Here is a 19,974-nt window from a genome sequence, read left to right on the forward strand (position 1 = left end):
GGTGATTCTATAAATGCTTTGACTGTACATAAAGTATTGACTTTCGCTGCTTCAGGGGTAAACCTCGTTCTCCCCGTAAAGTCAGAACAGAGATAATTCGCTCAATAAATCTAGAATCTGGTTTTTTTTGGTGGTGGTCACGATATTGTGGCCATCTGCCAGGTAGATAGTCTGCTGGAATTTTAATTTAGGCTGTTAACACTTTTAAAATAGTTGACATAAACGACAAGATAGATTTTCTCACCTGCAAAGACTTCCCACTCTAATAGAACTTATGGCATTTTCTTCTATTGTGCGTGCTTTGGCGCGATCGCCACTCACCACAGAACTGATCTCCAAGCTCAATCGACAACAAGAATTGCGGTTAAATGGCATTTCCCGCCTGCCCAAAGGCTTGGTGGCTTCGGCATTAGCGAACAATGAGGGCAGGGATTTGTTCGTGGTCTGCGCCACTCTGGAAGAAGCCGGACGCGTTTACGCACAGATGGAGGCGATGGGATGGAAGACTGTACATTTTTACCCTACCTCCGAAGCCTCCCCCTACGAACCCTTTGACCCAGAAACTGAGTTGAATTGGGGACAAATGCAGGTACTGGCAGATTTGCTGGGTAGGGGCGGGGTTTCCCCAGCCGTACAGTTACCAGGGGCGGCGATGAAAACCGCAATTATTGCGACTGCGGGGGCGCTACAACCCCACTTACCACCACCAGAAATTTTTAGCTCTTTTTGCCTCACCCTGAAAAAGGGGATGGAATGCGACTTGAATGCTTTTAGTCAAAAAGTGACTATTCTGGGATATGAGCGAGTGCCTTTGGTGGAAACGGAAGGGCAATGGAGTCGGCGGGGCGATATTGTGGATGTGTTCCCGGTCTCTTCTGAGTTGCCAGTCAGGCTGGAATGGTTTGGTGATGAAATCGAGCAAATTCGGGAATTTGACCCAGCAACTCAGCGTTCTGCCCTCGACAAAGTTGAACAGCTAACTCTGACTCCCACTAGCTTTGCTCCGATTGTCATGTCAGCGTTGCAAGATAATGCCCAATTCCAAGTTTTGAATTCTGACTCGGAACTCAGCAATCAAGACTCAACATTATTAGAAGGTAGTCGGCGTTTTTTGGGGTTAGCCTTTGAGAAACCAGCTTCTATCCTCGACTATTTGCCAGAAAATACTCTGATTGCGATTGATGAGCCAGAACAGTGTCATGCTCATAGCGATCGCTGGGTGGAAAATGCTGATAGTCAGTGGTCGGTTGTGGGTGGACTGCCGCAGATTCATCGTTCATTTGATCAATGTTTAGCTGAAGCTGGCAAATTTAAAAGATTATATTTATCAGAACTGGCTGAGGAAAATAGTGGAATTAATCTGGCGAGTAGACCTGTTCCGGTTACACCACACCAGTTTGCCAAACTAGCGGAAACGATCAGACAAAATCGCGATCGCAATTTTTCGACTTGGCTGCTTTCGGCTCAACCTTCCCGTTCTGTCTCCCTCCTCCAAGAACACGACTGTCCGGCGCAGTTTATCCCTAATCCTCGCGACTACCAAGCGATTGATAAGTTACAAATCAACCATACACCAGTCGCCCTCAAATATTCGGGTCTAGCGGAATTGGAAGGCTTTATTCTGCCTACATATCGATTGGTGATTGTCACCGACCGGGAATTTTATGGGCAGCATTCTCTCGCGACTCCTGGCTATGTTCGCAAACGCCGCAATGCTACTTCTAAGCAAGTTGACCCCAACAAGCTGCGTCCAGGGGATTATGTAGTTCACAGAAGCCACGGAATTGGTAAATTTGTCAAGCTGGAAAGTCTGACGATTAACGACGAAACCCGTGATTATTTGGTGGTGCAGTATGCCGATGGGTTGCTGAGAGTGGCAGCTGATCAAGTCGGTTCCCTCTCCCGCTTCCGCACCAATGGCGATAAAGCGCCAGAACTACACAAAATGTCGGGGAAAGCTTGGGATAATACCAAGAACAAAGTCCGCAAAGCGATTAAAAAATTAGCTGTGGACTTGTTAAAGTTGTATGCAGCGCGATCGCAACAACAAGGTTTTGCCTATCCCGCAGATATGCCTTGGCAAGAGGAATTAGAAGATTCTTTCCCTTACCAACCCACCACGGATCAACTCAAAGCCGTGCAAGATGTCAAACGCGATATGGAAAGCGATCGCCCAATGGATCGCTTAGTTTGCGGTGATGTCGGTTTTGGTAAAACAGAAGTGGCAATTCGTGCCATTTTCAAAGCCGTCACCGCCGGTAAACAAGTTGCACTCCTTGCGCCTACTACTATTTTAACGCAACAGCACTATCACACACTCAAAGAACGCTTTGCCCCTTACCCCGTGAATGTGGGTTTACTCAACCGCTTCCGCAGCGCTGAAGAACGCCGCGATATCCAAAAGCGACTGGCAACGGGTGAATTAGATATCGTTGTCGGGACGCACCAACTTTTGGGTAAAGGTGTGCAATTCCGAGATTTAGGACTGTTGGTGGTAGATGAAGAACAGCGGTTTGGGGTGAACCAGAAGGAAAAAATTAAAAGTCTGAAAACTCAAGTTGATGTTTTGACGCTTTCGGCAACTCCCATTCCCCGAACTTTGTATATGTCGATGTCGGGAATTCGGGAAATGAGTTTGATTACCACACCACCGCCATCGAGACGACCGATTCAAACTCATCTGGCACCCCTAAACCCGGAAATCGTCCGCAGCGCCATTCGTCAAGAATTAGACCGAGGGGGACAGGTGTTTTATGTGGTGCCGCGTGTGGAGGGAATTGAAGAGACAACAGCGAATTTGCGAGAAATGATTCCAGGGGGCCGATTTGCGATCGCTCACGGTCAAATGGATGAAAGCGAGTTAGAATCTACCATGCTCACTTTCAGCAGCAGTGAAGCAGATATCCTCGTTTGTACGACTATTATTGAATCTGGTTTAGATATTCCGCGAGTTAACACCATTTTAATTGAAGATGCTCATCGCTTTGGGTTAGCGCAGTTGTACCAATTGCGTGGACGTGTGGGACGTGCAGGAATACAAGCTCACGCCTGGTTATTTTACCCTAAGCAGCGGGTGTTATCTGATGCGGCGCGGCAACGGTTACGGGCAATTCAGGAATTTACTCAGCTAGGTTCTGGATATCAGCTAGCAATGCGGGATATGGAAATTCGCGGCGTGGGTAACTTGCTAGGTGCAGAACAATCTGGTCAAATGGATGCCATCGGGTTTGATTTGTATATGGAAATGTTAGAAGAGGCAATTCGGGAAATCCGGGGACAAGAAATACCCAAGGTGGATGATACCCAAATTGACCTTAATCTCACCGCCTTTATTCCTGCTGATTACATTACCGATTTGGATCAAAAAATGAGTGCTTATCGGGCGGTGGCCACGGCTAAATCTAAGGGAGAATTAAAGCAGATTGCTGCCGAATGGAGCGATCGCTTTGGGACAATTCCCGTACCGGCAAATCAGCTATTGCGGGTGATGGAACTGAAGCAGTTAGGTAAAAAGCTCGGATTTAGCCGGATTAAGCCAGAAAACAAGCAACACGTCGTTTTAGAAACGCCAATGGCAGAACCTGCTTGGAACTTGTTAGCGGCGAATTTATCGGAAAATATGCGATCGCGTTTTGTCTATTCTCCGGGTAAGGTAACGGTACGCGGTTTGGGAGTTTTTAAAGCAGATCAGCAATTGCAAAACCTAATTGACGCTTTCGGAAAAATGCAAGGGGCAATTCCTGAAGCAGCTTTGGCGTGATTCAGAAAACTATGGTGGGGATTACCCACCAAATTACAGCCGGTTTCATTTATTTGAACCATATCTGTCGTAGGGGCACAGCAATGCTGTGCCCCTAAACTGCGAGTCTTTTTACCTGAAAATCACTGTAAATTATCTTAGTTCGTTAAATTCTTCTTCAGTAATACCTAACTGCTTAAGAATTTCATGAAACAACCAACCACCAATTTCAGCATTTCCGTGAGTAGGAATAGTGGTCGCACGTCCGTCTAAATGTTGCCAGCGTGCATGACTACCTTTTTGCCGTACTCTTTTAAAACCGAGTTTACGCGCAACTCTTTCTAATTCACTGGCTTTAGCTGGCATTGGCAATTACTAACTCAACATCATGAGGCATTGGCAACCCTTTTTCTGCATATTCTTCTTGAATCATTGCAAATACATTGATAAGTTCAGCACGTGCTTCATCTGGTGTTTGTCCCCAAGCATGACAACCAGTAATCGCTGGGATATAAGCAACATAAGTACCGTTGTCATCAGGACGAATAACTGTAGTGTAGTCTTGTAAACTCATAGCGATAGAGTAAAGTTTGAGTTATATATTTAGTTTAAGCAAAATCCTACAGATTAACCCCTAACCCGTATCAGTCCGCAGGAGTTATCGAGAAAAAATTATGACGCAGGCTTTACCCCAGCAAGTAACATTTGATGAATTTATTGCTTGGTATCCAGAAAAAAGCGAAAAACGCTATGAATTACATGATGGGGAAATTATAGAAATGCCGAAAGCAACAAAAATGCACTCAGAAGTTGCTGGGTTTACCTCTGGTGAATTATTCTTAGAAATTCGTAATTCTAAATTACCCTATTTTATCCCCAAGGAATGCATTATTAAAGCGCCAGGAGAATCAGGATATGAACCAGATGTGATTGTTTTAGATAAGCGCAATGTCAATAATAATGAGTTACGTTGGCAAAAAGAATCAATCATCACTATAGGCAGTTCCGTTAAGTTGATTGTAGAAGTAGTTTCCACAAATTGGAGTGACGATTACGCACTAAAGTTAGAAAATTACGAATCTTTAGGTATTCCTGAATATTGGATTATTGATTATCTTGGTTTGGGTGGTAGAAGATATATAGGTAATCCCAAACAACCTACTTTTTCTATTTATCAGTTAATTAAGGGAGAGTATCAAGTTACTCAATTTAGAGGTACTGAGATGATTAATTCACCCACTTTCCCAAATTTAAAATTGACCGCAGAACAAATTTTTAAGGCAGGTGCTACAGAATAAATATAGCAATCCTAAAAGAGATATTCACATCTGTTCTTTCTCTCTTCTTTCTCTACCTCTGCGCCCTCTGCGTCTCTGCGGTATGCCTCCGGCTCCCGAAGGGATACGTTTAAAAATACAGCCCACAAATAAAAACAAATAATCTCTTATATATGCTTAAATAATTACCTGTCATTCAAGAATAGCCAATTTCTATCATTTTGAAAAATTCCTGCACTACTTCATCGGGATTTTCATAACACCTTTTAGCGTCAAATCTTTCTACTACTTTAATACCGTTTTTCTTAAAAATCCTTTCTCTCTCTTGTTCCTCAACTCTGCGTTCTGCCGTGTGATGCGGCCCATCAACTTCCAAAATACCCCATCTACCGTATACCACTAAGATAAAATGAAGCTTGTTACAATAGGGCTGGCAAGACGCCCACCCCATAATAGTAAAGAAAAGATGAACAACACACTTTTACAACGAATCTCAATTGATTCAAATATCTGTCACGGTAAACCATGTATTCGAGGTTTACGTTACCCAGTTGAATTTATTTTAGAATTACTCAGTGCGGGTATGAGTATTGAGGATATCTTAGCCGATTACGATGATTTAGAACGTGAGGATATTTTAGCTGTTTTGTTATTTGCGGCTCGTCTTAGTCAGGTAAAAAGCATACACAAAATAGCATAATGAAGTTTTTAGTAGATGCCCAATTACCAAGAAATGTGGCGCTTATCTTGCAATCTGCTGGTTATGACACAATCCATACTAAAGATTTACCTAACAGAAATGCCACCACTGATGAAGAAATAAATACAATTTCAATTCAGGAAAGTCGGATTGTTATTAGTAAAGATTCTGACTTTTTCGATTCTTTCATAATTAGCCAACAACCTTACAAGCTACTACAAGTTACAACAGGCAATATTAAGAACACAGAACTTGAGGCAATATTTATCAAAAATTTACCACAACTAATAGAATTATTTCAGCAATATTCGGTTATCGAAATGAGTAGAGATACGATAATTGTTCATCAATAAAATATTGTCAAGATAGATCATGCTTGAAAAACTATCTCTAGAATATTATTTAACTCTTCAATATCCTGTCACACTTTACCCTGACCCAGAAGGGGGATATGTAGCACAAATAAAAGAATTACCAGGATGTCTTACCCAAGGTGAAAGCTTAGAAGAAACTGTAGCAAATATCAATGAAGCGCGGGAATTGTGGATTGAAACAGCTTATGAAGCTGGTGATGAGATTCCTTTACCCAGTAAAGATGATAACTATAGCGGTAAGTTACTGGTGCGGATGCCTAAATCTCTGCATCGTCGTTTGGCTGAAACTGCTGAACAGCAAGGGGTGAGTCTGAATCAATATATCGTGTCTTTGTTGAGTGCAGCAGTTTAAGGGAATTTCGCTCTACAATAAAAAAGCGATCGCTAAACTATCTCCACTATCTCTGATATCCGCCTGTGTACTGCCCTGGAATCGCGGAAGGATTAGTTGGTTGCTGTAAGCTAGAATTGCCATATATAGGCTGCTGCAAGCCAGAATTACCATAGTTAGCATATCCCACAGGAGTTGTGCTATCAGTAATGCTTCGACTTGAAGATTGAACAGAGTTGGTTGTATTATTAGGTGCAGCAGGAGTAATTGGCGATACCCCCGTGGTTGGTGTTACCACACTTGGCAAAGTTTGACCGTTATTGAAGTTACTGTAGGGGTTTTGCGGCTGGTTAGTAACCGTTGGCTGAATGTAGCCGATCCCCGTACTAGGTGGCAAACTCTGACTGGGTAAGCTGTTGTTGGGTAGTATCCTCGTTGCTTCATTAGAGGAGGTTTGCGCCAAAGGATTTATTTGAGATGAAGTGGCATTATTGAGACTAGAGAAATTCTGCTGTGTCAATTGATTGATTTCTGCTTGCAAAGGGCTAATTAAGACAGACTTTTGATTCTTTTTAGTCTTATTAGTTAATCCCATCTCCAAGCTAGAGAAGGTTGTTGTTTCTGTTTGTGCCGGGGATGGATTTAAAGACTTGACGTCTAAAAATTGGCCATCACCATCATTTGTCCCAGACAGCAGTAACTTTTCTGCTTGAACCACAAAGGGATTTTTCTCATTTGCTGGGGGTGGGCTATTAACTATCCCCTGGCCAGGAGTGGATTTGGCATCACTGGCAGTATTCTGCTTTTTAATTACATCCTCAAATAAGCTTTCGCTGTTATCTTCCTGAGCATCTTCCTGGGGATTAATTGTGGCCGAGAGAGTTGCTTTCTCAAATTCATTCAACAGGACTGGCAAGTTATCAATATCCGCCACCACAGCTTTATCTTCATCTGAAAGTGTAGAAGATTCAGCAGGCTTTGACGTGGTGACTGGTGTATTTTGCTTGGGCGTCAAAATATCTGGGCGTAACCAGTATTCGTTAACTACAAACCCGACAACAAATAAAAAAATTGCTGTTCCCCAAAAACCAGGTCGCGCTAAATTCCATAACCTGGCTCTGAGATAGCGTAAGTAGGCGGGGGGATATTGACGTGGTGGCATGGGTTGGGTAATTGAAATTGACTAAAAACTGGTAAAACTTGACCCAAGTTGAGAGCAAATTCTCAGTAGGGAAGATCGCAACTACAGTTGGATGCTCATTTCATCCTAGCCCCTCAACAGTTAATTAGTCATTAGTAATACAGAGTTATGAGTCAAAAATTTACTTTCTACTCGATTTGGCAAGGCTTTCTAAAAAGTTAAGGTAAATTATGCTCTGTTTTTGGGCATCGGTCACTTTGGATAGCATCACGAGTTGAAAGCTGAACTAATTTTATTGTTGTGGCTGGATAGCAGTTTAACTTTTTCTCTAGTTACCAAACTGTGTGCGGCAATGCTTCGCTCCACACAGTACTATTTACCAGGAGACTTTAGTAATGATGAAAGCCGAAGATATCATGACCAAGGACGTAGTTAGCATTCGCGGTTCGGCAACTGTTGCTGAAGCGGTCGAGCTAATGAAGGAAAAAGGATTGCGTGCTCTGGTTGTGGATCGTCGCTATGATAATGATGCCTACGGCATTGTTACAGAAACGGATATTGTCTACAAGATCACAGCCTACGGCAAAGACCCCAAGGCAGTGCGGATTTACGAAATTATGAGCAAGCCTTGCATTGTTGTCAATCCTGATTTGGGTGTGGAATATGTAGCGCGGTTGTTTGCCAATACTGGAATTCGCAGAGCACCCGTAATTCAAGGCAAGCTGTTGGGCATTATCTCGGTTACTGACATTCTGACAAAGAGTGATTTTGTCGAAGCTCCCAAAGCGCTGCTACTGGAGGATAAAATTCAAAAAGCGATTGATGAAGCTCGTGCTACTTGTACCCAGCAAGGAGCTTACTCTAAAGCTTGTGCTACCGCTTGGGATGAGGTTGAAGAACTCCAAGCAGAAGCTGCTCATCAGAAAGCTGAAGGTATGGTATCAGCCAAAGTTTCTTTTGAGGCATACTGTAGAGAAAATCCGGAAGCTCCAGAATGCCGGAGTCATCAGTCTTAGTGCAGATATGTTGGTTGCATCAGGCAATCTATTAGACATCTAGTAGAAAAGAATGTAGAGACGTTCCATATAACGTCTCTGCAAGGCTTCTTCTGGTGGTAATCGCGGCAGGTACGGTGGCGGTGGTGGGCGTAACCGCTACTAAGCTTTATTTTGATTATCAACTCGGAAAATCCTGGTGTCTTCATGTTAGAGGGGCGCAAGGCTGTTAAGCAACTTAAACGAGGTATAGCCTATGAATAAACCTGTTAACGGGACTTAAAGATTTGTGATCTCTACACCTAACCAATCGCTTACTTCACTAACTAACCATTCAATTTCAGCTTCAGTTGTGACCCTATCGCTAGGAATACTAAGTTGATAATTTTCTTCACCTGCCCAAATCTGCAATTTTGCCGATTCTTCAGTTTGTCCACGAGCCGTTTCTATAAAGTGGCTCCGAATGTACACCAGTTTAGAAATACTGTGACGGCCTCGACGTGATGACTGACAAAAATAAAATATAACCCCAAATAAATTGTAGGCTAAGGTGATTTGTTGGCTATCTATACACAGTCGAATGTATCCAAATAAATCAAAAATAGCTTGACATAAAACACAGAAGGCAATAAAACAAAAAACCATAATAGTGAGATCAGCAGAAGCCGAAATTATCCGAGCTAACGAAAATAAAATCACTGGGAAAACCCAAAGAAGTTTAAAAATTGCTGAGAAAGAAACATTCGGTGGGATGATAATTTCCAGAACATCCTCATTTTTATCAAGTTGAATTTTTGTCAGTTGGTTTTTAATAGGAGTTTGTTTTTTAGCGATTAAAGTTCTAGAACTTTGCACTTCCATTTCATCCAAAGCTTCGAGTGCTTTATCCGCAGAACTCAGACGCTTTTCCAAACTGGGTTCTGTCATCCACCTCAACCAAGTAGTTAGTCTGGAACTGCAATGAGCCGCTTGCTCAAACTGAATGCGAAGATCCTTTTGTGGTAAATCTGCTGGGTGAGTACCCGTTACCAAGTAAATTAACGTTGTGCCTAAACCATAAAGGTCAGAGGCGTTTACTGTGCGTCCACCAAATTGCTCTGGTGGCATATAGCCATAGGTTCCTACCACAGTTCTCGTCCCAACTTCTGCTGTTTTGGCTGTTTGCACAGAACCAAAATCTACCAGATAAACTTGACCAACACTATTACCAGAACGATCCCCCAATAAAATATTGCTAGGCTTAATATCACGGTGAATAACAGGTGGATTTAGTCCATGCAGATAAATGAGAATAGAGAGAACTGATGAAGCTATCTCTCTGAGTTCAGCTTCTGTAAAAGTTCGACCAGCTTGTAAATATTGCTCTAAGGTTTGGGCTGGGATATAAGTTTGAACAAGAGCAAATCCTTTGATAGTAGGTAAATTTACCTCAAAATAATCTAAATAGTGAGGGATAAAAGGATGTGACAAAGACTTTAAGGTGTTGGCTTCTCGCTCAAACAGCTTGAGTGAATCCCATTCAAAGTCATTGGTAAAAGAGAGTAATTTTATTACTACTAACTCATTAGTTACCAAATCTCTAGCTAAAAGTGTCCGTCGCCCAGCCTTTTTTCCCAACTCTTGCTGAATTTCGTAGCGATTGCCTAAGATTTTATCAATCATAGAAAGGATTTACCCCCTGGTAATTTTTAGTCCTAAACTATACTTCAACTCAGGCGCTAACCATTCCAGTCGCTAATTCGTAGGTAGCGCTAATCCTCTAGCAATTTGTTTTTTGTACTAATTTCATGGGTTTATTTTCGGGAAACCCGAAGTAGGAGAGATATACCTATTGCTAACCCAAAGAAATTGGGCAACCAAGCGCCAATAAAGGGAGAGACGATACCCGCTTGAGCTAAAGCACCACAAACTGACAAAAGTAAGTAGTAACTGAAAATAACGACGACGCTAATGGCAAAACTTGTCCCTCGTCCACTGCGCTGGGGTATAGTTCCCATAACAGAGCCAACCAAGCCAAAAATGACGCAGACAAATGGAAAGGCGATTTTTTGTTGAATTCGCACTTCAAGTTTGCGAATTTTTTGCCGATCGCCACTTAGGCGCTCAATTTGTAATCTTTCTAGTGCTTCAACGATATTCATTTCGCCGTAGTCTCGGTTGCTTTCTGCCAGGGTTAAGGGCGTGCGGGGCAGTTGCAGTTGTTGGTGTTCAAACCGCAAAATATTGCGATATGAGCGATCGGCAGCTACTAAATAGATGGTGCCGTTATAAAAATCCCAGACGCCTTGAGGGCCATTCCATTGGGCAGATTCGGCGACGACAATTTGATTTAAGTTTTCTGTTGAACGGTCGATGATCGTTAAACCTTTCATCTGCTTACCATCAAATTGGTCAGCATAAAACAAGCGTGCAAGTATCTTGTTTTTGCTACCATCTGGCTGCTTGATATCTCGGTATTCAGGATAGTAGATATTTTGCTGTTTATAACTTGGCTTGTCTGACCTCACGGCTTGCTGGAGGGTGAGAGTTGCTTGGTAATTGGCGGCTGGGGCAATTTGCTCGTTAAAGACAAATGTCATTGCTGTCACCAAAGAACTAAAAATCACAGCCGTTGTCACCATGCGATAGACGCTTACCCCACAGCCACGCAGGGCGATAAGTTCACTTTCGCTAGAAAGACGACTGTAGGTCATCAAAGTTGCCAGCAAGGTAGACATGGGGAAGGCATAAGCCATCACAAAGGGTAGCTTTAAGAAAAACACCCGAAAGGCGATCGCAATTGGTAGTCCAGATTCGACAACTTTCCGTAATAATTCAAATAAGCTATCGATTGCCAAGACCACAGAAGTAAAAGCCCCGACGCCGAACAAAAATGGCGGGAGTAGCTGCATAATCAAGTAGCGATCCATGATCGACAAAGGCAGCAGCGAACTCAGGCTGTAAAAAGATGTTTTCTTCTTGGATAACATAAACTCTTCTTTAAATTTAAATATCTGCAACCTGGATAAGGCAAAGCATTTGTACGATATTTAATATGCCAATATAATTGCCATTAGTAAAGAATTAAGGGTGAAACAGGAAACGCTATAAAAATCAAAAAATAGCTTGATTAATTATTAATTAATCCGAATGAAATTAGGCGTGGAAATTATCGCCTAAGTAGTATTGACGGACGAGGGGATTACTGTATAGTTCTTCAGCCGTGCCAAAAGCGAGGATTTGCCCCTCGCGCATAATGTAGGCACGGTCAGTGATGGCAAGGGTTTCGCGGACATTATGATCTGTAATTAATATACCCATTCCGCGATCGCGCAATCGCCCGACAATTTGCTGAATTTCCGAAACTGCTATCGGGTCAACTCCAGCGAATGGTTCATCCAAAAATAAAAATTGTGGACCTTCTTTCCCAGATGCCAAAGCCCTGGCTAATTCCGTCCGTCGTCGCTCACCACCAGAAAGTTGAATACCTTTACTATGAGCTACATTTTCTAAACGAAACTCCCGCAATAAAGTTTGCAGTCGCCTTGACCAATCCCATCGTGGCACATTAGTTTGCTCTAGCACTAGGAGAATATTATCCTGCACGGAAAGTTGACGAAAAACACTTGGTTCCTGTGCTAGATAGCCAATGCCTAGTCGCGCCCTTTTGTACATTGGCATTGCAGTAATATTTATATTATCTAGCCAGACTCTTCCCTGATTGGGTTTTTCTAAGCCTGTGGCGATATAAAAAGTCGTCGTTTTACCAGCACCGTTGGGGCCTAGTAACCCGACGACTTCACCTTGAGCAACAGAAAGGTTAACGCGATTGACAATAACTCTTTTGCCGTAAGATTTGTGAATATTCTCTAAAACAATTTTCACGCGAGAAGCACCCGTTCTTGGTGGTTGATGCTAGTTAGAACGCTTAAAACCTGGCGTTCCTGGGGCTGGTGTAGCAGCTCGTCCGCTATTACCTGCGTCCTCTACCATGTAGATAGATTCTACCTGACGGTTGGCTTGGGGTAAGGCGACAAATTTTCCTTGGTCGATTAGATAAGTTACCTTCTCTGCCCGAATGCTATTAGCGCCCTGTTGCAAAATATAGACATTGCCAGTGAAATCAATTCGCCGTTCTTTGCTAAAATATTGTGCTTGAGCAGACGTTGCCTGAATTTGGCGAGATGGATAAAACATTTGCACGTTACCGCGAGCGGTAATTACTTGAGTTTTGGCGTCATATTCTTGAATATCAGAACGGATAGTCAGCGGACGATTTCCTGCTGTTGCTTGTGCGGTAGCAGTTTGTACTTGGGTAGGAAATAAAGTTGCGCCGAGGAGTGCCACTGGTAGCATTAAGGCTAATCCGAAGCGACGCATTTTTGATTTGGGCAATTGAGAGCAGGGCATCATAGCAAATGGGGGAAAGGGGATCTCGGCTTGTATTTCAATTATGTCAAGTACTTGATCCAGAGATAGAATTTACTGTCTGGAATAATTGCGGATAATTCTTTGTTTACTAATGCTGACGCTTTCTTTAGCCTTAAGGTTTCGCTACCGTCACACCTTAGCTTCGCAAATGTAAAGTCTCTCACATTCTTTCGCTGCTGATTGGGAACTAGGACACTATTTCCCCATTCCCAAGTCCTGATTCCAAATTATCTACTAGCGAAATTCTGGGCAAGGACAAGGTTTCATTTTCACCGAAGTCACCAGCAGCAATCTTATCTGGGCCTGTTTTTTGTAGTATCGCCAATAATGCCCAACTCTGATTTAAGAATTCTTCGACATCAATACTGCCGTAAATAGCTGGGTAACGTCGCAGGCGATTAGTACCTTCTCCCAGCAAAATTACTGCTCCTCGCCAGTTGCCATTACCCAAATGATACAGCGCCACTGCTATTTGCAGAATACCTTGATAAAAGCTTTTATCTGGCTCTGTGGCTTCAATCCACAGAGCTTCTAAAGTGTCATGACAGGCATAGAACTGTCCAGAATTGAACTGTTCTACACCTTGCCAAAACTCTTGGGGCATGATTTCGCTCATCCCATAGTTTCTCGCACTTCTTTGATGGTTTCGAGAGAGATTTCTTGCTGGTCTCCAGCAAACTCGTTTTCTGAGGTTAGGAACAACATACAGTGGCACTCTTTGCGTTCTCGCATTGGCACACAGGGACAGTTCCAATATGCAGCAGCAACCTCAGCTTCTTTGTCTTCGTAGTGACGGCAGGGGCACAAAGGCGCACCGATTTCATCTTTGTGTTTAGCTAGTCCTTCAATCACGACTGCGGTGACAGAAGGTTCAGAACAGAAGTACGTACCAGTACGTTTGGCGTATTGTTCAGAAAAATGCCGCATTGCCTCGAGGCTTTTATCGCTGGATTTTGTGTTAACTTCTGATGAGATCATCGGATCGGCTGCTCATAATTTAAATATTTCTTTGCATTGTACCTCAGCCTCACTGGTGTATTACTGGGGGTATTTCCCCAACCTGAGTTTTTTAATTTAACCTACCTTTGCTCAAAGGCTTGTTTATCTAGTGTGCTGGGATCAGAAGAAATCTCGGAAATCACAAAAACTTAACTTAATTTAAATTAAATACAAATTTCAACACATCACAATTTGGATTCAATATGAACGCAATGATTTTTGCAACTGGGGTTGCAGTGCTTGCTGACTTTGCAAGAGAATGCCAGGGTAATCTTTATTGATTATCAGTTGTGCTGATGCTGAAGAAGTATTCTCCCACAATACCCAGCGGCTACCTAATGGCAGGGAAGAGAAGCTGAGGGGGTTTTGTGTTAGCCAAATTAAGGGGTAGCTTTCAGGTACAGCGCTGTCGTCTTCTAGGGTGGTGGTTGCGGCCAAGGTTTCTAGTACAATGCGATCGCCTTTTACTAAACCCGTCGATGCTGTCCAAAGTTGTACTTGCAATTGTTGCTGTTGTGCGTAAAAATACAAAGATGCCGCGGCGATGACTGCTTGTTCAAACTGCGCTTCTTCCCAATTTGCAGCAGTATCAAGGGCAATAATGATTTCTTCTCCACCTGTAATAATTTCTAATTCTCGTACCCGTAATTCCCCGTAACGGGCGCTGGTACGCCAATGTATGAGACGGGTAGGATCTCCAATGCGGTAGGGACGAAGCGATCGCACTAATCCTGTGGTTGCTGTCTGCAATGGTCTACCACGAGGATCACCTCTTTGGCTATCTTCTTGTCCCATTTCATCGACGAGGGGACAGGTGCCCAGGGGTAAGACTGTCGGATAAACGATCGCTTTTCCTAGGCATTTTTGAGGACGACGACACCAGAACAATCCCCAAGGCGCACCTGTAGCGAGTTCTGTTGTCTGCCAGCGATAAACGCCCCGGCGTTGGGTGGGGTGGGAGTATACCCATGTGTAACTGTCTTGAGGCTGAATTAGTGCGATCGCGCTTTTAACTGGGTTACCCAAAACGAAGGGCAATAAATCTTCAATTTGCAGGTCGGTGGCAGGTTGCTGTTTCTGATTGTGGATTTCTAATTCCACTGTCAATTCGTCTCCTGCTGAGACTGGCTGGATGGAACGGCGTTTGACAACTAGACCAGATAGCGATCGCGGCGGCAAGAAAGCTCCTATACCCAAAAGAGCGAAACTAACTCCACTGATGACATACAACCAGCCAGCCATTGTATTAACGGCAGCCCCAAAAAAACAAATAGCAGTTCCGGCTAATACCCAACCGCCATAACTAGGGCTACTAGCGCGGATTTCTAGCCAATTAGTAAAGCGTTTAGTAATTTTCATGTTTCCTTTTTAGCTCAACAACGGCTGAAATGCACAGTAGGCATAGGAGTGAAAACAAATGTAGAGACGTTGTGTACAACGTCTCTGGATAAAGCATATTTTATTTAGGTCGATGTCTAGCATTTTGGGGCTTTCCATCGATAACTCTATCAGAGCTGGGACTGCTGTGTATGATTAAATTATGGAACAAAGGTGGAATATTCATTGATGCAGTTAGTCAGCCGGGAGTATATTGAAATCTCTTCTAATGTGCGGAGTGGGAAGCCCCGGATTGCTGGCACCCGCATTGCTGTCGAGGATGTAGCGGTGATGCATTTAAAGCTGGGGTATTCCTTGGTAGAAATTGCGGGTAAATATGACTTGTCACTGGCATCTGTTTATGCAGCAATGGCCTATTACTTTGATCACCGAGACGAGATTGATAGCCGCACAGCAGAAGAGGATAAGTTGGTTGAAGGGCTAAAGCAAAATCATCCCTCGCATCTCCAAGAGAAAATCAGACGATTGAGAAATGAGTGAACGAATTCGCTTTCATCTAGATGAAAATGTTGATTCTGCGTTGATGCAAAGCAGCTTGTCGTAGACATCACACTTGGTTTGCGTCGTTATGGAATGTAGGTAGAAGGTGAAATTATGACAATTACTACCAACTTAAAGCAACTCTATGAAACCGACGACAATTTATGGCTAGAAGAAACCATTGAATTATTGAAACAAAAACAATTTAACCAACTAGATTTAGAAAACTTAATTGAGGAATTAATAAGCTTGGGTAAAAGAGATTTAGCCAAAGCAAAAAGCCTTTTAAGACAAATCATCATTCATATATTATTACTCCAATATTGGCAGGTAGAATATGAAAGAAACTATCGTCATTGGATTGGAGAAATTAAAACATTTAGATATGACTTAAATAATCATTTAACGACTAATTTAATAAACAAGTTACAGGATGATTTAGAGAATATTTATCAAAGTGCAGTTGATTTTGTGCAAATTAAAACTGAGTTAACTATTTTCCCCGAAAAATGTCCTTACACTCTTGCACAATTATTAGATGACAATTATTTACCTTAAGTAAATCAGTCTTATCTGATTTATGGGAATTTAGCTTTAGATTTGTTGGATTTTACAACTGAGGCTGATTTGGTTGCTTGATTAAACAATAAAGCTAGTTTGGATAGTTAAAAATTAATAGAGGGTTACGTGTCTAACCCACCTTACAAACTTGTAGAGGAGAGTTAAAATAGTGAATCCAAATGATGAGCATAGTAAACAGGTAATTGAACAGCTAGAAAAGCTTCGCCAAGATTCTAGATTAAATAGAGTCATCAGTAATAATATTAATAATTATTGTTCTCTTAATTTATGGCTTCTTGAAATAACACAGTCAAACTCAACAGAATATAGATTGTTATACGGATGGATTATTCCTTCTACTTATTATAAACCCGATAAATGGTCTGAGGCTGATGGTGGTAAAAAACAATCATTAGGAGAGCAACAAAATTCATACAAATTTCGTATTGCTAAATTAACCTTGTACTCTAACAGTAATGTAATTTTTGGTCTTATTAAAGAACTATGCCAAGGTTTATCTTTAACACAAGCTTGTACAAATATTAACATAGCTAATCCAACACATCATAATTATGGTACGCTAAAGCTTGCGTTGAATCAAAAAGATTTAAGTAAGAAGTTTGCTATTCGACCTACAATTCTACTAGAAACTAGACTGAGCAATGTAAAACGACATATTACAAATCCTTTTGAGCAAGTATCAGGATTTTCAGCTTCTTTATGGAATTGTAATAAGCTATCTTTATTTAAAGAGCAAAATAAAAATTCTGATTTACCTTGTACAGATCAACTAATTAAAAACTGTTTATCTCATTTAAAAGAAGAAACAGGATTAGACTTTTGCTACATAGATAGTAAGCGTTTAGGCAATATTGAATGGTTGTGTTTTCCTCTTGCAGATGACTATGAACAAGAAAAAATTAGCTTTAAAATAGTAAATAATTATACTACCAAGGTAAATATCTTAACAGATACTTTTAACCCTAATACTAATTTATTAATACGCTGTCGCTGCTGGAATCAAGAAGAGGTTGTTTTAGATCAGTGTAAAAATGACCATATTGATACTCAGAAACCTATAGAACTAGAGTTTAATAGTGAGCAACAAGTAGAAGCAGCTATGATAACTGTTTGGGTTAGGAGAGATGGAAAAGAATTTTGGGAAATTATTTATGAAAATTCCATTACTTTAATAGATGAAATAGTTTCTGGGATAAGTAAATTAGAGCCAGAAATTCGATTACCATCAAACTGGTTGGAAAAGTGGAAAAATTCAAAACTAAAAGCAAGAATTAAAAAAAATGAAGTTATTCAACAATTCCATTCTGAAAATGTAACTATTACTCAAGCTCAAATTTCTCCTTGGAAATCAGCTAATGAAGATATTCGTAAATTAACCAATAAACTTTACCCTCAGTCTTCTGGAGGTCAATTTTTTCAAAAAGGTTGGGAAAATTCAGATAATGATCCAGGTCGTTTAAGTTTTTTCGAATGGCTTAAATCTATAACTAACAATCATCAATTTACCAAAGTTTTATTTCTTGATCCTTATTTTGATGCTACTGATATTTTTGAAGTAGTCGCAAGAGCAGAAGCTATTCAAACAGAATATGTAGTGGTCACAAATACACAAACTATCTCACAATACAAATCTTTAGGATTAAAAGCAGCTTGTGAACATAATTTACTTTTATTAATAAATTTAAAATTTAGATTACTTGATATTACAAGTAAAGGAGGAGGAGATAAACAATTATTTCATGATCGCTACATTTTAATTTTTGATCAACAAGGTAAGGTCAAAACAGGATATCATCTATCCAACTCTCTTCAAAGTGCAACCAGTAATCACCCTTTGCTGATTACTCCAATACCTGATGACATTATTAATAATGTTGAATTATACGTTGCAGATTTACTTCAAGATAATGAAAAAAGAGAAGTGAAGACTCTTTTTTCATCTGTTGAACATCAACAAATATTTTGTTCCGATCAAAGACTAACTGGACTATCTGCTATTCCTTACAATAATTTATTCTTTGCAGCATTGCTAAATGAACATAGTTTGGTTTATCTTAGTCAATCAGATTTAACGAATCAACTTCAGAGCAAAGGCATTTTAAATCAAGATGATAGCTTTATAATTACCAAAGAAATTAATAGTAGAATTAATTATTTTAGCGAATTTATCAATCAAGCCAGCCAGGACAATTTTACCAAATTATGGATATCTTTTTCATCACTTTTAGCAACGGTTGAGAATTTAGAATACTTGAATATTTTAGTGAGCCAAGTTAGTATAAATTTTTATGTAAAAATCAGAGATTTTTTATTAAATTCATCAATCTTAATTCAAGAAAAAGTAATTAATTCATTTGAATTATCTCAAAATAGAGATGTAAGAGTAACTATAAATTTAGTCCAAAAAGATTTTAAAGATATACTTCTATATACAGGGGACTTTATACAAAAATCTGAAAATAATTGGTATACTTCTCCCAATAGTTGGAGTATACAATATGCGGGTAAAGTTTTAATTGAAAATTCTCCTCAAGATTTTCTAGAAGTGATATCTAATCTATATACCAATTTAAAACATCAAAATTCAACCAATTGGATAAATGCAAGTATTTTATTTTATCTCATCAAACAGTTAGTACAAGAGATAACATATATTTCTATGGGAAATAAGACAAATCAAAAATTATTAGATTTATTACCTAGCAGCGATATTCCATTAATTAGAGCAATTGGAACACAAAGTTTATGGTTTTCTTTAAACTGCAAAAAAATTAATTTAAAATTCGCATCATCTATGGTTAGTAAATTAACGAGTATAGAAGAACAAGTATATTCTTTGGCTGAATGGATTTATAATCTAAGAATTCAAGCTCAAAATGATCATCAAGAGAAGCCTGCTCAAGAAATACTACGAAAACAGATTTATGTTCATATTTGTCAATTATGGCTACCTGATTTTTCTCAAGAAACAATTTTGGGTGATATTATTCGTCGCTTAAGTGGCCCAATAGAAGGTAGTTGGGCTGTTTCTAATAACCGTGACTTGTTATTACCTTTACTGAATGCTAAAAAATTAAATCTTGATAATCTTGTAAAGCTTTGGTTTGATATATTATTAAAGCGTTTAAAAGTTAATCTAGGTCAAGAAATACCAGAAAATATTAAAGCATTGGATTATCCATACGATTTAGAAATTATAGAAATTTGTAGTTGGTCACTTATAAATACAAGTAGTGAAAATAGAGATGAATATTTAAAAGAAATAAATAAAATTTTTGAACGAGCCAAACGTATTTTACAAAAACCTTTTTCTCAATCTCATAATGCTCGTGATTGGTTTGATGCTTTTGTACTTCAATTGTGGCTTGGTATTTTTTATAAATTATGTTTAAAAAATGTAAATTTTGGAGCGGACAATGAATCCTTAAATAAATTAGAACAAAAGATTAAAGATATTGATAACTCAATTGAAAACATAAATTTTAATACAATTGATCCTTTAGATATAACTAAACAAATCAAAAATTATTATTTATTATTATCATAAA

Annotated in this window: 20 protein-coding genes; 9 read left to right on the forward strand and 11 right to left on the reverse strand. The window is 40.2% G+C overall.

The genetic code is table 11. The features are described 5' to 3' along the window. Positions 1-274: 274 nt before the first annotated feature. A complete protein-coding gene (mfd, locus tag CYLST_RS27195) occupies positions 275-3,760 on the forward strand; it encodes a transcription-repair coupling factor (RefSeq protein WP_015210954.1) in 3,486 nt (1,161 codons plus the stop codon). A 132-nt stretch (positions 3,761-3,892) separates the two neighbouring features. Here mfd and CYLST_RS27200 read toward each other — a convergent pair whose 3' ends face one another. Both CYLST_RS27200 and CYLST_RS27205 read right to left on the reverse strand, forming a co-directional pair. Continuing rightward, positions 3,893-4,105, reverse strand: a complete 213-nt coding sequence (locus CYLST_RS27200) for a type II toxin-antitoxin system HicA family toxin (RefSeq protein ID WP_015210955.1) — start codon at positions 4,103-4,105, stop codon at positions 3,893-3,895. Next, on the reverse strand, positions 4,095-4,313 hold the full coding sequence (locus CYLST_RS27205) for a type II toxin-antitoxin system HicB family antitoxin (protein WP_015210956.1): 219 nt from the start codon (positions 4,311-4,313) through the stop codon (positions 4,095-4,097). The genes CYLST_RS27200 and CYLST_RS27205 overlap by 11 nt, the downstream gene beginning before the upstream one ends. A 100-nt stretch (positions 4,314-4,413) precedes the next feature. Between CYLST_RS27205 and CYLST_RS27210 the strand changes: the two genes are divergently transcribed. Continuing rightward, positions 4,414-5,037, forward strand: a complete 624-nt coding sequence (locus tag CYLST_RS27210; RefSeq protein WP_015210957.1) for a Uma2 family endonuclease — start codon at positions 4,414-4,416, stop codon at positions 5,035-5,037. A gap of 175 nt (positions 5,038-5,212) precedes the next feature. On the opposite strand, the gene CYLST_RS27215 is transcribed toward CYLST_RS27210, so the two are convergent. Next, entirely contained in the window at positions 5,213-5,416 is a 204-nt protein-coding gene (locus CYLST_RS27215) for a DUF559 domain-containing protein (protein WP_245587439.1), read from the reverse strand. 66 nt (positions 5,417-5,482) lie between these two features. Here CYLST_RS27215 and CYLST_RS27220 point away from each other — a divergent pair, with 66 nt between their 5' ends. From CYLST_RS27220 to CYLST_RS27230, 3 genes are read left to right on the forward strand one after another with little or no spacing between them, the layout of a single operon-like run. Then, positions 5,483-5,716, forward strand: a complete 234-nt coding sequence (locus CYLST_RS27220) for a DUF433 domain-containing protein (protein ID WP_015210959.1) — start codon at positions 5,483-5,485, stop codon at positions 5,714-5,716. Then, positions 5,716-6,069, forward strand: coding sequence for a DUF5615 family PIN-like protein (locus CYLST_RS27225; protein WP_015210960.1), 354 nt, complete (start codon positions 5,716-5,718; stop codon positions 6,067-6,069). Before CYLST_RS27220 ends, CYLST_RS27225 begins: the two co-directional genes overlap by 1 nt. Before the next feature lie 19 nt (positions 6,070-6,088). Then, positions 6,089-6,442, forward strand: coding sequence for a toxin-antitoxin system HicB family antitoxin (locus tag CYLST_RS27230; protein WP_015210961.1), 354 nt, complete (start codon positions 6,089-6,091; stop codon positions 6,440-6,442). Between the two features lie 46 nt (positions 6,443-6,488). On the opposite strand, the gene CYLST_RS27235 is transcribed toward CYLST_RS27230, so the two are convergent. After that, positions 6,489-7,583: a hypothetical protein gene (locus CYLST_RS27235; protein ID WP_015210962.1), complete on the reverse strand. Its 1,095-nt coding sequence runs from the start codon at positions 7,581-7,583 to the stop codon at positions 6,489-6,491. Between the two features lie 374 nt (positions 7,584-7,957). On the opposite strand from CYLST_RS27235, the gene CYLST_RS27240 reads away from it, so the two are divergent. Then, a complete protein-coding gene (locus tag CYLST_RS27240) occupies positions 7,958-8,578 on the forward strand; it encodes a CBS domain-containing protein (RefSeq protein WP_015210963.1) in 621 nt (206 codons plus the stop codon). A 258-nt stretch (positions 8,579-8,836) separates the two neighbouring features. Here the strand turns inward: CYLST_RS27240 and CYLST_RS27245 are convergent, their stop codons facing one another. From CYLST_RS27245 to CYLST_RS27275, 7 genes are all read right to left on the reverse strand, one after another. Next, positions 8,837-10,219: a serine/threonine protein kinase gene (locus CYLST_RS27245; RefSeq protein WP_015210964.1), complete on the reverse strand. Its 1,383-nt coding sequence runs from the start codon at positions 10,217-10,219 to the stop codon at positions 8,837-8,839. A gap of 131 nt (positions 10,220-10,350) precedes the next feature. Continuing rightward, entirely contained in the window at positions 10,351-11,466 is a 1,116-nt protein-coding gene (locus tag CYLST_RS27250) for an LptF/LptG family permease (protein WP_015210965.1), read from the reverse strand. A gap of 226 nt (positions 11,467-11,692) precedes the next feature. Then, positions 11,693-12,421, reverse strand: coding sequence for an LPS export ABC transporter ATP-binding protein (lptB, locus tag CYLST_RS27255; RefSeq protein ID WP_015210966.1), 729 nt, complete (start codon positions 12,419-12,421; stop codon positions 11,693-11,695). 30 nt (positions 12,422-12,451) lie between these two features. Continuing rightward, positions 12,452-12,949, reverse strand: a complete 498-nt coding sequence (locus CYLST_RS27260; RefSeq protein WP_015210967.1) for an LptA/OstA family protein — start codon at positions 12,947-12,949, stop codon at positions 12,452-12,454. A 205-nt stretch (positions 12,950-13,154) separates the two neighbouring features. Beyond that, positions 13,155-13,583: a DUF309 domain-containing protein gene (locus CYLST_RS27265; RefSeq protein ID WP_015210968.1), complete on the reverse strand. Its 429-nt coding sequence runs from the start codon at positions 13,581-13,583 to the stop codon at positions 13,155-13,157. Next, positions 13,580-13,945 carry a ferredoxin thioredoxin reductase catalytic beta subunit gene (locus tag CYLST_RS27270; RefSeq protein WP_015210969.1) on the reverse strand — a complete coding sequence of 122 codons (366 nt, stop codon included), beginning with the start codon at positions 13,943-13,945 and terminating at the stop codon, positions 13,580-13,582. Before CYLST_RS27270 ends, CYLST_RS27265 begins: the two co-directional genes overlap by 4 nt. A gap of 219 nt (positions 13,946-14,164) precedes the next feature. Then, a complete protein-coding gene (locus CYLST_RS27275; protein ID WP_015210970.1) occupies positions 14,165-15,325 on the reverse strand; it encodes a DUF58 domain-containing protein in 1,161 nt (386 codons plus the stop codon). Positions 15,326-15,532: 207 nt separating this feature from the next. Between CYLST_RS27275 and CYLST_RS27280 the strand changes: the two genes are divergently transcribed. From CYLST_RS27280 to CYLST_RS27290, 3 genes are all read left to right on the forward strand, one after another. Further along, a complete protein-coding gene (locus CYLST_RS27280; RefSeq protein ID WP_015210971.1) occupies positions 15,533-15,844 on the forward strand; it encodes a DUF433 domain-containing protein in 312 nt (103 codons plus the stop codon). Between the two features lie 114 nt (positions 15,845-15,958). Then, positions 15,959-16,402: a DUF29 domain-containing protein gene (locus tag CYLST_RS27285; protein ID WP_015210972.1), complete on the forward strand. Its 444-nt coding sequence runs from the start codon at positions 15,959-15,961 to the stop codon at positions 16,400-16,402. A gap of 172 nt (positions 16,403-16,574) precedes the next feature. Next, entirely contained in the window at positions 16,575-19,973 is a 3,399-nt protein-coding gene (locus tag CYLST_RS27290; RefSeq protein WP_015210973.1) for a VPA1262 family protein, read from the forward strand. Position 19,974 lies beyond the last annotated feature (1 nt).

It is taken from the genome of Cylindrospermum stagnale PCC 7417 (assembly GCF_000317535.1).
In the GTDB taxonomy this organism is placed as follows: domain Bacteria; phylum Cyanobacteriota; class Cyanobacteriia; order Cyanobacteriales; family Nostocaceae; genus Cylindrospermum; species Cylindrospermum stagnale.